The organism is Jujubicoccus corallicola, assembly GCF_047345645.1.
GTDB lineage: Bacteria > Pseudomonadota > Alphaproteobacteria > Rhodobacterales > Rhodobacteraceae > JBLEFH01.
This window is the reverse complement of the sequence record NZ_JBLEFH010000002.1, coordinates 1-14,637: the sequence shown is the minus strand read 5'-3', so window position 1 is coordinate 14,637 and position 14,637 is coordinate 1. Positions and strand designations below refer to the sequence as shown.

Genomic DNA, 14,637 nt, shown 5'->3' with positions numbered 1-14,637 from the left:
TCTCCTGGCGAAAGGCCTTCATTGCGCGGCCATCCCTGTAGCAGGAAAGATGGCGAGGACTTGCTCGACCCGGGCCGACGTGGCGGGCGTGACCGGCATGTCCCGCCGCGCCAGCAGGTCGGGCCGGCTGACATGGCTGACGCCGAGGGTCGGGATATCCACCGGCACCGGGGCCACCTTGCCGTTCTCCCGCCACACCTCGACCTTGGCCCAGACCTTCTGCCGGTCCGCCCTGCGCCGGGCGCTGTCGTAATCCGAGACCGTCGATTGCGTCAGGCTGTCGGGCGTCTCGATCTTGGTCAGCAACAGTTCCGGCACGATCCAGACGATCTCGCCGTTCAGGATCAGCCGGTTGCGGAACTCGCGGTCCTCCTCGATGCAATCCTCGAACCCGCCGAGACGGCGGAACACATCCGCGCGGAACAGGCCGGAGTTGATGTGCGTCCACTCCCCCGGCACCTGCGCGCCCATCTGAAGGTTCGGGAACACGTCATCGAGCAGGGAAAGGTCGCGCCGGATCTCGCCGCGCCGCCCGTCCGGCAGGATCAGTTCGTGGTGGGTGAGCGCGGCGCTGACCTCCAGCCGCTGCCCCGCTTCCTTGCCCGCCAGTTGCCAGTTCAGGCAGTCGTCGGCACCGATATCCTGCGCGGTCAACACGCGCACCTGGTGCAGAACCTTGTCGCGGTGCGGGATGTCGTCGGAATCGTGGAAGGTGACCGCATCGCCCGCGGTCAGCAGCAGGCCCGCGTTCTTGGCATTGGCGGTGCCGAGGTTCTGCGACAGCCGGATGTAGTTGAAACGCGGATCGTCCAGGAAGCACCGCACCGCGTCTTCGGTCGCGTCGGTGCTGGCGTCGTCGATCACCGTGACGCGGATGTTCCACCAGCTTTGTTCGAGTGCCGCGCGGATGGCCCCGACGATCAGATGAGCGCGGTTCCAGGTCGGGATGACGATATCGACCAGGGGGGCCAGCGGATCGGATGTCATGCGGAAACCTCCTTCACAGGTGAGGCGATGGTGGCGCGATAGGCGCGCAGGCTCCTGTCGGTCAGCAGCGCGGCGGGCAACGGCAGCAGGAGCGCCAGCAGCGCGGCGCGGATCAGCGGCTCCGCAGGGTGCCCGCCGAGAAGCACCAGGAGCGCGGTGAGGAAAACCATGAGGTGACAGATGGACAGAGAACCGGCACCCTTGCCGCCCGATTTGTCGGTGACCACGAATTTCAGGCGGCAGCCCGCGAGCGCATCGAAGGTCGCCTTAGCCGATTGCGGCGCTAGCGCGATGCGACAGGCCAGCGCGTGGAGGATGACCGGAAGGGCCTGCCCGTCGCGCAACCCGCGCGCCACGACGCGTGAAACGATATCGCAAAGCGCGAGCAGGATGGCCACCGCAGCCAGCGTGGCGGCGACCGTATGCCCCTGCCCGGTCAGCAGCCAGACCGTCAGCAGCGCGAAAGGCACGAGGGCGAGGCTGAACCATGCAGTCAGTTGCGTGAGGATCACCAGCCGCTTGTGCAGCTCGAACTCGCCCGCGCGGGTGAGGATCGTCCGCCCATGCCGCAGCAGGGTCTGGACGTTGCCGCTGCACCAGCGATAGCGCTGCCTTTCGAGATCGCGCAGCGACAGCGGCAGCAGCCCCTTGCCCACGACCCGGTTGATGAACCGGCCCGCGAAGCCCGAGTGGCAAAGCCGCACACCCAGGTCCGCATCCTCGGTCGTGGTGGCGCCCGACCACCCGCCGACGGAAACCAGCGCAGTCTTCGAAATCACGCAGAGCGTGCCGGTCAACAGCACCGCCTCTGCCTCATCGGCGGCGGCGGCATTGGTGCGGAAATATTCCTCAAGCTCGGCATCCACGCCCGGTGCGGTGGTCGTCGTGGCGACATAGGATTGCGGAAACTGCACGTAATCCGCCCCGGTCCGGTGCAGCGCCTCCGCCGCGCAGCGCAGGAAATCGCGGTCGACCACGTAATCCGCATCGACGGTGACCACATGGGTCGCATCGTCGCGAGTATGCGCCAGCGCGATGTTGAGCGCGCCGGCCTTGGCACCCTTGACACCCGTCCGGTGCAGAAAGGCGATCCGGCCCGGATGCGCGGCGCAAAACCTCTCCACCGGCTTCCAGAGCGCGGGATCGGCTGTGTTGTTGTCCATCACGACGATCTCGTAGCCATCCGACGGCCAATCCTGACCCAGCAGGGCCCGCAGGGTGCGGATCACCAGCCGGGGCGGTTCCGCATGGGTCGCGACATGGATTGAAAAACGCGGGCTGGCGAAGTCCTGCCGACCCGTCGCCAGCCGGGCGGGCAGACAGGCAACAAATGGCCGAAGGCCCATCAAACTGATCTGAACCACGATGATGACCGCACAGAGGAACAGACCGACCGCCGGGAGGACGGCAGACAGAATCAGTATTCCCCAGATGATGACAGCCCGCAGTTCCACATTCGCCCCCAAGCGTTAGTTAAGTAGCAATAAAATTTTTCGATCAGTAGCTTGTCAGATTTCGACGCTACCGACGGTGCAACAAACTTCGTTACTAGTTGGTTCCCACTTCGGATGATTCGTCGCCGACGTGGGTGTGCCAAAGATGCAGGACATCGCCAAACCATGCTTTCAACTGGATTGAATTCCGCCGCGGCGGTCAGTCTTGCGGAAACCAGGAGGTATCCATGTCGGCATAGCGATCATGGAAATCCGTAAGTTCGATCATCGCATCTTCCCGAAGGATCTGGAGCCGATCCTGATCGCGGTGAATATAGCCATCATCTTCCATCCGGATGAAGGTCTTGCTGATGTAGACATTGGTCAGGCCTAGGTAATCAGCGATCTGGCTCTGCGTCATCGGCAGGCGGATCGTGTCGGTCATGCCCGGATTGGTGATCCGGAGACGGGATATGAGATCCAGCAACATGTAGCTGACCCGTTCCTGCGCACTCATCCGGCCCATTGCGCGGAGAACATCAATCAAAACAACCTGGTCGCGAAGTGCTATCGAAAGCAGAAGTGCTGAAAGCTTCGGAGACTCGCGCAGGATCTCGTCCAGCGACGATTTCGGGAATGGACACAGGCACACCTCTTCGACAGTTCGCAGCGTGGTCGTGGAGTGCTTGAGGGTGACGTCGGGGAAACCGATGACGTCGCCGGGATGATGGATCTTAACAATCTGGCGCCGACCATCGGGCAGATCGGTATAGCTGAAGGCCCAGCCATGTTTGACCACGTATAGGTCCTTGTTCTCGTCGCCCCCCTGATACACTTCCCGTCCTGCATCGAAAATGCGCTCGGCTTTCTCAAGCTTAGCCAACCTATCACAATCGGCCTCAGAAAGTGAGACGTAATGCGACAGCTTGGTAACGAGGCAACTGGATGTGCTGGACATGAAATTTTTCCTATTTGTTGCCTCTGATATGAAGATAGTCGAAAATATTGAGAACGACGAAGATGAGCACAGAGATAAATGCCGCTTCCTTAAGGAAACCTAGCCCGCAAGCGATGCCAATTGACCCTACAGCCCAGATTGCGGCTCCGCTGCGGACACCTTTTAGTCGCCCGTCGTCACTGGGCGACATGATCGCGCCCGCTCCGAGGAACCCGATGCCACCGACAATACCCTGAATAAGGCGGGTAGGGTCAATACTGAGGGCCTCATCCTCGGCCATGCTGCTCAGAGCAAAATTGAGGGTAACTGCCATTAGGGCGGTAGAGCCGATCGCAACCAAAACGTATACACCCGCCCCTAGAGGCTTTCCTTTGATCTCGCGATCAAGCCCGACGATTAACCCACACCCCCCAGAAAAAAGGACGCGAAGTATAAATTCACTGAAATCGACCACTAACCGCGAACTCCCTGTTCTGGTGCCAACCTTGCCATATACTTTCTTTAAACCCCAATGCCTTGCGTGGATTTAATATGCATTGAAACGGGGTATTCCGCACGAGGCTATGGTCGCGTTTGAACGGATAAGTCTTGGATGCAAAAAGAACCTTCAAACAAGGGATACATTGATGTTTTTTGACGGACCTATACTCGATGCGTTAGCCAAGGGTTCGCTACTGAGCGTGATCGGTATTGCCTGGATCATTTTTCTGGTCCGCATCGTGGGATTGAGATCATTCTCGAAAATGACGAATTTCGACTTCGTCATGACTGTTGCCATGGGCTCGCTTCTGGCCGGGGCGTCTCAGTCGCAGGAAGGGACGGGATTTCTTCAGACGCTGACGGCGATAGCCAGCCTCTTTGCCGTCCAGTATGGCGTCTCGCGGCTGCGACGCTGGTCGCCGCGACTCGACGCGCTGGTTCAGAATACGCCGGTCCTGCTGATGAAGGACGGCGTCATCCTGCACGATGCCTTGCGCGCGACGCGTGTTGTCGAGGAAGACCTGATCGCAAAGTTGCGGGAGGCCAATGCGCTTGATTTCTCATCCGTTCGTGCCGTGGTGCTGGAGACAACCGGCGATATCTCGGTGCTGCACGGCGATCATGTGGACGAGGCCCTGTTCAAGGGGGTTGCCGACGCCTGAAATGGAAACTGATGCCTTCTTCGAATTCAGCGCCTATCACCTGACCCTCGCGGTGGCGGGATGCATCGTGATCTTGGCGCGCTGGTTTCCGCGGCTGGTTTCCTCGCGGGAACCGGCAGCCGCCCCGCTGATGATCCTGCTGGGCGCGCTGGCCGTCCTGACGGTCCCCGGCCTGCCCGCACCTCCCGACCCCCGCAGCGCCCCCCTGCTGTGGGAGGTCGTGGCGGAAATCACCGTCATCGTCGCGCTCTTCGCCGCCGGCATGCGGGTCGACAGACTCGGTCCGCTGGAAAAATGGGGACCGACGCTGCGGCTGCTCGTGATCGGGATGCCCCTGACCATCGCGGCGGTCGCGCTCCTGGGCGTGGTTCTGGGTGGGCTGACCGTCGGCGCCGCGCTTCTGCTGGCCGCCGTGCTGGCACCGACCGACCCGGTTCTCGCCGCCGATGTGCAGATCGCACCACCCCAAGAGGGACAGGAGCATCCGGTGCGCTTTTCCCTGACCACGGAGGCCGCGCTGAACGACGGGCTGGCCTTTCCCTTCGTCTACCTCGGCCTGCTCGTCATCGCGCAGGGTCTGGCCCCCGGCGACTGGGGTCTGCGCTGGCTGCTGGAAGACGTGATCTACCGGATATCCATCGGGGCCGCGATGGGCTGGGCCGGAGGTTGGCTGCTGGGCCAGATCCTGTTCAACCTGCCCCGCGAAACCCGGCTGGCCGATACCGGCTCGGGGGTGATCGCGATTGCTGGGGTGTTCCTGTGTTATGGCTCCACCGAACTTGTCGAGGGCTACGGTTTCATCGCCGTGGCCGCGATGGGCCTGTCGCTGAGGCGTATCGAGAGCGAACACCATTATCATCGGCATTTGCACGATTTCTCGGAATCTATCGAACACGCCCTGACGGCGCTTCTGCTGATTGCCCTGGGTGGCCTGCTCCCCGCTCTGGCAGCGGACCTGACCTGGACCCATGTCGCCATCGCGGTGCTGCTGATCGTGGTGCTGCGCCCGCTGGCGGGATGGGTATCCCTGACGGCAAGGGCGTTAGCCCGTTCCGACCGGGCGGTGGTTGCCGTCTATGGGGTGCGCGGGATCGGATCGATCTACTATCTGGCCTATGCGACCAGCCATGCCGATCTGCCACATCTCTCTGACCTGTGGATCATCACCGCGCTGACGATCTTCCTGTCCACCATCCTACATGGTTTCTCGGTGGGCTGGAGTATGGATAGGATCGGGCGCTGATCGTCGGGTCTCTTGCCGCCGGTCACACACTAGCGGCAAAGAAGCTCTTCATTTGCGCTGCCAGAATCTCAGTTTCCCGCAAGCTTTGATGAAAGCCGCACAGTCGCCCTTTTTCGCAATCCGGAATACGCCGTCATCGAAATCGCCGACTCCTGCTGCGTGAAACAATTCCTCGGCTTCACCAGCGAGGGCGATGAACTTCGCATGTGCAAACGCGTCGGCAGCGAAGCCCTTGGCCGGGGGCATGGACTTCAACTTTTTGATCCCGTCTTCCGATGCCATCACGGCGACAGCATCATAGAGCACGGATGGCCCGCCATCGACTTTCTGATCCGCCGGCACGCGTTTACCATCGGACGTCTTGATGCCGCCGATGGTCGGCGCGACGATCTCGACCATGCCGCCCGCGTCCTTTACAGCGTCTCGAAGTGAAGCCAGCAGATCACCGTCGATCCCGTCTGTCGCGAGGATCCCCAGCTTGCGGCCCTTGAAGTTGTCCGGCCCGTTCTTGAGGATCGAAAGCGCGTCCGATGGTTTGAGACCCTCGACCATGTCGCGCCGGGGCGTGTGGGCCTTGGGCAGTTTGTCAAAACCCAGCCCATCTGCGACCATCTGCGCCAGATCAGGGTCGATGTTCGGCAGATGCGCCACGACACGCTCGCGGATGTCCAGCACCTCGCATTTCGACAGCTCGAAGATCAGCGCGTCGGCGATGTGGCCCTGCTCCACCTCGGTCTGGCTTTGGTAAAACTGCCGCGCCTGACTGTAGTGATCGGCGAACAGCTCTGCACGCACCTTGCGCCTCTCACCCTCGACGGCTTCTGGGAACGACGTGAAACCGCTCTCCGGATCGGCGCGGGGGCCGCCATCCTTCCAACTGTTCGGCTCGTAATTGGCGCGGCCCGCCGGGTTGTGCATCGCCATGTGGCCGTCCTGCTGGAAATGCGCAAAGGGACATTTCGGCGCATTGACGGGGATATGGGTAAAGTTTGGACCACCCAGACGTTTCATTTGTGTGTCGAGATAGGAGAAATTCCGCCCCTGCAGCAGCGGGTCGTTGGTAAAGTCGACGCCCGGCACGATGTTCTGGGTGCAGAACGCGACCTGTTCCGTCTCGGCAAAGAAGTTGTCGACCACGCTGTCCAGCACAAGCCGCCCGATTATACGCACGGGCACGTCCTCTTCGGGGATCAACTTGGTCGCATCCAGCACATCGAAGTCGAACGTGTCGGCAAAGGCGTCGTCAAACACCTGCACGCCCAGTTCCCATTCCGGGAAATCGCCCGCTTGAATGGCTCCCCACAGGTCGCGTCGGTGAAAGTCGGGATCGGCGCCATTGATCTTGACCGCCTCGTCCCACAGGACCGATTGCAGACCCTGCTTGGGTTTCCAGTGGAACTTGACGAAATGGCTCTCCCCCTCCGCGTTGACGAACCGGAATGTGTGAACTCCGAACCCCTCCATGAACCGGAACGACCGCGGAATGCCCCGGTCCGACATGGTCCACATGACCATGTGCATGGCTTCGGGCATGAACGAGATGAAATCCCAGAAGTTGTCATGCGCCGATTGCGCCTGTGGAAAGGCGCGATCAGGCGCTTCCTTGACCGAATGCACCAGATCGGGAAACTTCATCGCGTCCTGGATGAAGAACACCGGGATGTTGTTGCCGACGATATCCCAGTTGCCTTCCTCGGTATAGAGTTTCACGGCAAATCCGCGTGCATCGCGGGCCAGATCCATCGACCCCTTGTTGCCCGCCACGGTCGAGAACCGGACGAATGCCGGCACCTTGCGGCCATTCTCCTGCAAAAGATGCGCGGACGTAAGCTCCGGGATCGCGTCGGTTGTCTCGAAATATCCCCGCGCGCCATAGCCCCGGGCATGCACCACCCGCTCGGGGATACGCTCGTGGTCGAAATGAAACATCTTCTCGCGGAAATGGAAGTCCTCGAGCAAGGCTGGACCCCGCGGCCCCGCTTTCAACGTGTTCTGATTGTCCGAAACCGGCACACCCTGCGCTGTGGTCAAACGCGCGCCATCAGATGACTGCTGATGCGTTTCGCCGCCCTGCCCCGTTTTTTTGGGACGCTCAGTCGTCTCATTTGATTTCTGGGTCTCGATTGAGGGACGAAATTGCAGTGATTTTTCAGACATTTGTGCTTCTCCAGGGGATTGGTGCGCGCGCAGACAGGATAATATCGACCAACGCAGATCCTACGCCGGTTAATATTCCATAGCTTCCATCTAGATTGATGCGACGAGACGTAAAGTCATGCCTACCAATCTGATTGAAAGCCGTCTGCGACCTCAAACGAACGTCCGAGCTTGTCTCGAGCGTCGGAACTGAAGTGGTCCTATCCTTTCGGACAGGTTTGCAGCGTTTCTAAGGTGTATCGGGTTTAGGTTTCATGCTGCTTTTTGCTCTTCCAAGCCTGCCCAATATGCGTCGTCTGGCGTCCGCCGATCAAGCCCGGAATGGGGCCGCTTGGTGTTGTAGAAGGCCATCCAGTCCTTAACGACGCGCCGCGCCTGGAAGCCGTCGGTGATTTCCTCAAGGGAGATGGCCTCTTGTTTCAGGCTTCGCCAGAGGCCCTCGATGAAGATGTTGTCGAGGTAACGGCCGCGCCCATCCATCGAGATGCGCACGCCTGCCTCGGTCAACGTCGCGATCCAGGCTGATCCCGTGAACTGCGACCCTTGATCTGTATTCATGATCTCCGGTGGGCCGTGTTTCGCGATGGCCTCGTTCAGAGCCTCGACACAGAAGTCGGCATGCATCGTGTTCGACAGCCGCCAGCTGAGCACCTTGCGCGTGGCCCAATCCATGATGGCAAGCAGATACAAAAGGCCGTTCTTGACCGGCACGAAGGTGATATCCGCACACCAGACCTGGTTGGGTCGGTCGATCTGCATTTTCCTCAGCAGATACGGATAAACCGGGTGCTGCGGATGCCGCTGGCTGGTTCTGGGGCGCTTGTAGATTGCCTCCAGCCCCATCTTCGCCATCAGTCGGCGCACGCGATGGCGGCCCACGTGCAAAATCTCAAGTGACTGCCCACCCAGTTCTCTGAGCATTGGTCGGGTGATCTTAATAAGATTGTCCGGTCAGACGATCATGTTGACCACTCGAGATATCACACTCGAAGGTCATCTGTGCGGACAGAGCGGACATTCAACATTCGAATTGATATGTCTGCATTCATCTGGAACTCTCGCGCTGTGAAATTTCGATGGGAAGGGAGCTCGTGACTTTATCATCAGAAGACAGAGCCGCTCTCATGGCGTTAGAAGAAACGCTTTGGCGGGCTGAAACACGCTTTGATCCGATACTAATGGATCAAACATTTTCTTCGGAGTTCGTGGAGTTCGGTAGGTCGGGGCGCAGATATGAACGGGCGGAAATGCTGTTTGATCCCGATCAAAAAGCCGAAATCAGAGCATCTTTACCTCTGCCCGACTATTCGGTGCAGTTGGTCGCTGCCGATGTGGCTCTTGCGACCTACACGAGTGAGGTAAGATATGGTGATGAAGTCGAAGTCGGACGCCGCTCGTCGCTTTGGGTCAAAGAGGGCAGTCGCTGGCTACTTCGGTTTCATCAAGGAACACCTTGCTGACAGGTACTCAACGCACGTCGCCCCATCTTGAAAGTAGTCCTTAGCGCAAGTTGCAGCATCGGTCAGTCTGGGCTCGAAGCAGACTTGCGGCGGCGCGGCATGCACCTCGCCCTGGCACGCCAAGCCTGCGGACGGTGATCGGCCCATTGCGGTCACTCGGCCGTGCGCTCGGATCCTGTGGTCGCAGCCCACTTTGCGGTCATTCGCTGCAAGCGCAAAATCTAGGGTTGGTCAAGTTCACAGATGCGGACGAAGCGGACTTTCGTCCCTGCGTGCCCAATGACTGCTTTGGCGATCAAGTCGAAAGCTTGTTGACAACACGGTTCTATATTTGGAACGATCATTCCGATAATGCGACACCGACGCCCCGTGTGGTGTGGATGTCGGAATCACGTATCGAAACCGAACGGAGAAATTCGACATGACCGACATCAAAGACGCAAAAATTGCAATTCTGTCCACCAATGGGTTCGAGCAGTCAGAACTGTTCGAACCGAAACGGCAGCTGGAAGAGGCGGGCGCGACGATCACCGTAATTTCCCCCGAAAGCGGCTCCATCAAGGGATGGGACGAAGACGACTGGGGCCAAAGCATCGACGTCGATCTTGCCCTCGACGATGCGAGGGTCGAGGATTTCGACGCGCTTGTGCTGCCCGGCGGACAGATTAACCCCGACATCCTGCGCACCAATGAGAAGGCCGTCAGGTTCGTGCACGACTTCTTCAATTCGGGCAAGACCCTGGCCGCGATCTGCCACGCGCCCTGGCTGCTGGTCGAGGCCGGCGTCATCGGGGGGCGCAACGTGACCTCGTATCAGTCGATCCAGACCGACGTGAAGAACGCGGGCGGCAACTGGGAAGATAGCGAGGTCGTCGTCGACCAGGCGCTCATCACCTCACGCAACCCCGGCGATCTCGATGCCTTTTGCGCCAAGATCATCGAAGAAGTGAAAGAGGGCCGCCATCAGCGCAGTGCCGTCTGACGCCCGGTGCGGCATTCCGGCCGGATCTCGGATCGGAGTGTAGCGCTTGTCCGTGCCGCGCTCACCGAGATCGCGCGACAAAGCTCTCAGATAGGGAAGACAACCGATGCCCCAGACCACCGCGAATGACGGAAGGAAAATCCATATCCATGTCGAAGGCGACGGCCCCGACGTCGTGCTGATCCACGGCTGGGGGTAAGCGGATGAAAACCGACCTGACGATCAACGGCGAGGCGCGCGCGCTCGACGCCGATCCGCGCACCACCCTGCTCGATGCGCTGCGGATGCATCTGGGACTGACCGGCAGCAAGAAGGGTTGCGATCACGGCCAATGCGGGGCCTGCACCGTGCTGGTGAACGGGCGGCGGATCAATTCCTGTCTGACGCTCGCCTGCATGCATGACGGTGACGAGATCACGACAATCGAAGGGCTGGGCGAGCCGGGCGACCTTTCGCCCCTGCAACGCGCCTTCGTCGAACATGACGGGTATCAGTGCGGTTATTGCACGCCCGGGCAGATCTGCTCGGCCACCGCGATGCTGGAGGAGGCGAAAGCGGGCTGGCCCAGCCATGTCACCGACGATGTGACATCTGCGCCGGAGCTGACCGACGTCGAGATTTCGGAACGGATGAGCGGCAATCTCTGCCGCTGCTCCGCCTATCCCAACATCGTCGACGCCATCCGCGAGGTCTGGAAGGAAAAGTAATGAAACCGTTCGATTACAAGCGCGCCGCCTCGGCGGAAGACGCCATCAGCGCAGCGGCCCGCGGCGCCACGATCATTGCGGGCGGCACCAACCTGCTGGACCTGATGAAGCTGGAGGTGATGGCCCCCGATACGCTAGTGGACATCAACCGGCTGGATCTGGGCCAGATCACCACGTCGGACGACGGACGGCGCATCGGCGCGCTTGTCACCAACAGCGATCTGGCCGCCGATGAGGCCGTGCGACGGAACTATCCGGTGCTTGCCAAGGCACTGCTGGCCGGGGCAAGCGGACAGCTTCGCAACAAGGCGACCACGGGCGGCAACCTGCTGCAGCGCACCCGCTGCTATTATTTCTACGACACCGCCATGCCCTGCAACAAACGCGACCCCGGCAGCGGCTGTGGTGCGATGGAGGGCTTCAACCGCATCCACGCGATCCTGGGCGCGAGCGAACATTGCATCGCCACCCATCCCAGCGACATGGCGGTGGCCATGCTGGCGCTCAAAGCACAGGTCGAGATCGAAGGCGAAGACGGCGCGCGCAGTGTTTCGCTGGACGATTTCTACCGGCTGCCAGGCGACACCCCGCAGCATGAAACCATACTGAAACCCGGTGAGCTCATCACCGCCGTGACCTTGCCCGCGCCTGTCGCATCGACGCAAATCTACCGCAAGGTGCGCGACCGGGCGTCCTATGCCTTCGCGCTGGTCTCGGTCGCCGCCGTGATCGGGATGGAGGACGGCAAGATCACCCATGCGGCACTTGCCTTCGGCGGTCTCGCACCGCGCCCGTGGCGCAACGATGCGCTGGACCTCGCGCTGGTCGGCGCCGAGCCCTCCGCCGCCCTGTTCGAAAAAGCCGCCGATATCCTGCTGGAAGACGCGGCGGGCCATGGCGGCAACGATTTCAAGATACCGCTCGCGCGCCGCACGCTGATCGCCGTGCTGGAGGAGGCCACCAAATGACCACGCATCTGAAGATGGACGAACCCGACAACCGCAATCGCCTCGATAACCTGGCGCAGGGTGTGATCGGCCAGCCGCTCGACCGCCCCGATGGTCCGCTCAAGGTTTTGGGGCGCGCCACCTACGCCAACGAATACGCCGTCGACGACCTCGCCCACGGCGTGCTCGTGCGCGCAACTGCTGCAAAGGGCCGCGTCTCGCGCGTGGATGCGGAGGCAGTCGAGGCGAGGAACGGCATGCTCGCGGTCATCACCGACGAACGTCTGCTGCGCAATCCCGCGCAGGGAACCGCCAACGAGGCGCCGGTGCAGGGTCCGTCCGACGTGGCCTATTTCGGCCAACCAATCGCCCTGGTCGTGGCCGAGACGTTCGAGCAGGCCCGGCACGGTGCGCAGTCCCTGGTGATCGAGATCGAGAACGAGGCGGCGGCGGTCGATCCCGAAGCGGACCGTACAGAAGTCGAAAGCCCCGACGGCACCAGCCAAGGCGATCTCGACCAAGCGATGAAGGACGCCGTGCACAGTGTCGACGTCATCTACCGCACCCCCGGCCATAACAGCGCCGCGATGGAGCCGCACGCATCCATCGCCGAGTGGGACGGCGACAAGCTGACCCTGCGCGGCAGCTACCAGATGCTGAAATTCAACCGCAACGAGCTGGCCGACAGCCTCGGCATCGACCCGGAAAACATCCGCATCCTGTCGCCTTACGTCGGCGGCGGCTTCGGCTCGAAGCTCGGCATCGCGCCCGAGGCGGTGGCGGCGGCGATCGCGGCCAGGCAGTTGCAGCGCCCCGTCTCGGTCGCGCTGACCCGTCCGCAGGTGTTCGAGGCCGTCATGCGCCGGTCGGAATCGCGCCAGCGCATCCGTCTTGCTGCGGATGCGCATGGTCGGCTGACCGGGATCGGTCAGGAATCGCTGGTCTCCAACCTGCCGGGCGAGAGCTTTTCCGAGCCGGTGGGGCAGGCCACCCACTTCCTCTATCGCGGCGAGAACCGCGAGATCAGCGAGAAAATTGCCCGCGTCAACCGCACCTGTGCCGGTTCCGTCCGCGCGCCGGGCGAGGCCATCGGCATCGTGGTCCTCGAGAATGCGATGGACGAGTTGGCCCATGAGGTGGGGATCGACCCGCTGGAGCTGCGCAAGCGAAATATCCCCGAAGATCATCCCGAGAACGACAAGCCGTTCTCCTCGCGCCGCTTCGCTGACTGTCTGGATCGCGGAGCGGAGAAATTTGGCTGGGCTGATCGCAAGACCGGCGGCACCCGCGATGGGGAGTGGTTGATCGGCACGGGCATGGCCTCGGCGGTGCGGGTCAACATGTTGATGGAATCGCGGGCGCGGGTGACGCTCGGCGCGGACGGCAAAGCGACGGTCGAGACCGACATGACCGATCTGGGGACCGGGACATATGCCATCCTGACCCAGATCGCCGCCGAGATGCTGGGCCTGCCGGTCGAGCGCGTGACGGTGACGCTCGGCGATACCCGGCTGCCAGCCGCCTCCGGCTCCGGCGGCTCCTGGGGCGCGGCGTCTAGCGGCTCTTCGGTGTTTCTCGCCTGCGAGGACATTCGCGGGCAGATATGCCGTCAGCTGGGTTGCAAGGACGACGATCTGACGCTGAAGGACGGCTCGGCAATCTACGCAAATACCACCACGCCGCTCGAAGATATCCTCGACGGCGGCGCCCTGACCGCCGAAGGCCACATCGAGCCGGGCGAGGCGGGCGAAAAGACCCGCCAGGCGACCTACGGCGCTTATTTCGCCGAGGTTGCGGTCAGCGCCGTGACCGGCGAGACGCGGGTGCGGCGGATGCACGGCACGTTCTCGGCAGGCCGGATTCTCAACGCCAAGACCGCGCGCTCGCAATGCCTCGGCGGCATGGTCTGGGGCATCGGCATGGCGCTGACCGAGGAACTCGCCTTCGACCCGCGCGACGGCCATATCGTCAATCACGATCTCGGCGAGTACCATGTCGCGGTCAACGCGGACGTGCCGCAGATCACGGTGGACCTGCTGGAGGAGCGCGACCCATGGGCCAATCCGCTTCAGGCCAAGGGGATTGGCGAGCTGGGCATCTGCGGCGCGGCGGCCTCGATCACCAATGCGATCCATGACGCCACCGGCGTGCGCGTGCGGGATTATCCGGCGACGCTCGACAAGGTGATCGCCGGGATGTGACGACGGGGGTCGATATGTCCCGGAGGCGAAGAAATCGGCATCTCTCGAGAAATGCGGTGCAGCCGACAGAACGACGACAGTTCGATTATCCCAACTGCAAGGACATCACGCAGGAGCACAATCCATACGGCGAACAGGCATCAGTGCGGTCAACTGGCACAGGGCTTAGCAACAATCCGGCCGGAACTCGTGAGCCCAGGAAAAATTTGACCAAAACCTTCGACAAGCACAAATCCAATCTTGACATTTCCTTGCCAGGTTAAGGAGCAGACATTCATGTTGCGCGCGGCAATCTGAATTTTGGGCTCGAAGCAGACTTGCGGCGGCGCGGCATGCTTTGTTCGACTTGATCGCCTTTAAGCGTGGCGAGTGTGGTATGATCGGGTGTCGGCATGCTGCCGAGGACGTGGTGGGCGTGGT

The 14,637-nt window shown here is 61.5% G+C and carries 12 protein-coding genes and 1 pseudogene; 7 read left to right on the top strand and 6 right to left on the bottom strand.

The genetic code is table 11. The annotated features are described in order from the left end of the window. Nucleotides 1–18: 18 nt before the first annotated feature. The 4 genes from ACMA5I_RS02810 to ACMA5I_RS02795 all read right to left on the bottom strand — a co-directional run bounded on the left by ACMA5I_RS02810 (nt 19) and on the right by ACMA5I_RS02795 (nt 3,832). Entirely contained in the window at nt 19–987 is a 969-nt protein-coding gene (locus ACMA5I_RS02810; protein WP_525884717.1) for a glycosyltransferase family 2 protein, read from the bottom strand. Further along, on the bottom strand, nt 984–2,441 hold the full coding sequence (locus ACMA5I_RS02805; protein WP_525884716.1) for a glycosyltransferase family 2 protein: 1,458 nt from the start codon (nt 2,439–2,441) through the stop codon (nt 984–986). The genes ACMA5I_RS02810 and ACMA5I_RS02805 overlap by 4 nt, the downstream gene beginning before the upstream one ends. 199 nt (nt 2,442–2,640) lie before the next feature. Continuing rightward, complete coding sequence (locus tag ACMA5I_RS02800; protein WP_525884715.1) at nt 2,641–3,378, bottom strand: Crp/Fnr family transcriptional regulator; 738 nt, start codon at nt 3,376–3,378, stop codon at nt 2,641–2,643. Nucleotides 3,379–3,388: 10 nt separating this feature from the next. Next, nucleotides 3,389–3,832, bottom strand: coding sequence for an MgtC/SapB family protein (locus tag ACMA5I_RS02795; protein ID WP_525884714.1), 444 nt, complete (start codon nt 3,830–3,832; stop codon nt 3,389–3,391). 172 nt (nt 3,833–4,004) lie between these two features. On the opposite strand from ACMA5I_RS02795, the gene ACMA5I_RS02790 reads away from it, so the two are divergent. Both ACMA5I_RS02790 and ACMA5I_RS02785 read left to right on the top strand, forming a co-directional pair. Then, nucleotides 4,005–4,520, top strand: coding sequence for a DUF421 domain-containing protein (locus ACMA5I_RS02790; RefSeq protein ID WP_525884713.1), 516 nt, complete (start codon nt 4,005–4,007; stop codon nt 4,518–4,520). A 1-nt stretch (nt 4,521) separates the two neighbouring features. Further along, nucleotides 4,522–5,763 carry a cation:proton antiporter gene (locus ACMA5I_RS02785; RefSeq protein ID WP_525884712.1) on the top strand — a complete coding sequence of 414 codons (1,242 nt, stop codon included), beginning with the start codon at nt 4,522–4,524 and terminating at the stop codon, nt 5,761–5,763. Between the two features lie 48 nt (nt 5,764–5,811). On the opposite strand, the gene ACMA5I_RS02780 is transcribed toward ACMA5I_RS02785, so the two are convergent. Then, the gene (locus tag ACMA5I_RS02780; protein WP_525884711.1) at nt 5,812–7,920 is read right to left on the bottom strand and encodes a catalase; all 2,109 of its coding nucleotides are present in this window, start codon (nt 7,918–7,920) and stop codon (nt 5,812–5,814) included. A gap of 285 nt (nt 7,921–8,205) precedes the next feature. Continuing rightward, nucleotides 8,206–8,799: pseudogene (locus ACMA5I_RS02775) on the bottom strand (IS3 family transposase); the annotation flags it as partial. Nucleotides 8,800–9,044: 245 nt separating this feature from the next. Between ACMA5I_RS02775 and ACMA5I_RS02770 the strand changes: the two are divergent. From ACMA5I_RS02770 to ACMA5I_RS02750, 5 genes are all read left to right on the top strand, one after another. Continuing rightward, complete coding sequence (locus ACMA5I_RS02770; protein ID WP_525884710.1) at nt 9,045–9,380, top strand: nuclear transport factor 2 family protein; 336 nt, start codon at nt 9,045–9,047, stop codon at nt 9,378–9,380. 421 nt (nt 9,381–9,801) lie between these two features. After that, the gene (locus ACMA5I_RS02765; protein WP_525884709.1) at nt 9,802–10,362 is read left to right on the top strand and encodes a type 1 glutamine amidotransferase domain-containing protein; all 561 of its coding nucleotides are present in this window, start codon (nt 9,802–9,804) and stop codon (nt 10,360–10,362) included. A 203-nt stretch (nt 10,363–10,565) separates the two neighbouring features. Continuing rightward, nucleotides 10,566–11,069 carry a (2Fe-2S)-binding protein gene (locus tag ACMA5I_RS02760; RefSeq protein WP_525884708.1) on the top strand — a complete coding sequence of 168 codons (504 nt, stop codon included), beginning with the start codon at nt 10,566–10,568 and terminating at the stop codon, nt 11,067–11,069. Continuing rightward, nucleotides 11,069–12,037: an FAD binding domain-containing protein gene (locus ACMA5I_RS02755; RefSeq protein ID WP_525884707.1), complete on the top strand. Its 969-nt coding sequence runs from the start codon at nt 11,069–11,071 to the stop codon at nt 12,035–12,037. The genes ACMA5I_RS02760 and ACMA5I_RS02755 overlap by 1 nt, the downstream gene beginning before the upstream one ends. Further along, the gene (locus tag ACMA5I_RS02750; protein ID WP_525884706.1) at nt 12,034–14,217 is read left to right on the top strand and encodes a xanthine dehydrogenase family protein molybdopterin-binding subunit; all 2,184 of its coding nucleotides are present in this window, start codon (nt 12,034–12,036) and stop codon (nt 14,215–14,217) included. Before ACMA5I_RS02755 ends, ACMA5I_RS02750 begins: the two co-directional genes overlap by 4 nt. The last annotated feature ends 420 nt before the right edge of the window (nt 14,218–14,637 follow it).

Bases quoted from the DNA above. Each gene is read 5' to 3' on its own strand.
- ACMA5I_RS02785 (WP_525884712.1), top strand. From the start codon at position 4,522: ATGGAAACTGATGCCTTCTTCGAATTCAGCGCCTATCACCTGACCCTC.
- ACMA5I_RS02750 (WP_525884706.1), top strand. From the start codon at position 12,034: ATGACCACGCATCTGAAGATGGACGAACCCGACAACCGCAATCGCCTC.
- ACMA5I_RS02760 (WP_525884708.1), top strand. From the start codon at position 10,566: ATGAAAACCGACCTGACGATCAACGGCGAGGCGCGCGCGCTCGACGCC.
- ACMA5I_RS02810 (WP_525884717.1), bottom strand. From the start codon at position 987: ATGACATCCGATCCGCTGGCCCCCCTGGTCGATATCGTCATCCCGACC.
- ACMA5I_RS02780 (WP_525884711.1), bottom strand. From the start codon at position 7,920: ATGTCTGAAAAATCACTGCAATTTCGTCCCTCAATCGAGACCCAGAAA.
- ACMA5I_RS02800 (WP_525884715.1), bottom strand. From the start codon at position 3,378: ATGTCCAGCACATCCAGTTGCCTCGTTACCAAGCTGTCGCATTACGTC.
- ACMA5I_RS02755 (WP_525884707.1), top strand. From the start codon at position 11,069: ATGAAACCGTTCGATTACAAGCGCGCCGCCTCGGCGGAAGACGCCATC.
- ACMA5I_RS02765 (WP_525884709.1), top strand. From the start codon at position 9,802: ATGACCGACATCAAAGACGCAAAAATTGCAATTCTGTCCACCAATGGG.
- ACMA5I_RS02770 (WP_525884710.1), top strand. From the start codon at position 9,045: ATGGCGTTAGAAGAAACGCTTTGGCGGGCTGAAACACGCTTTGATCCG.
- ACMA5I_RS02790 (WP_525884713.1), top strand. From the start codon at position 4,005: ATGTTTTTTGACGGACCTATACTCGATGCGTTAGCCAAGGGTTCGCTA.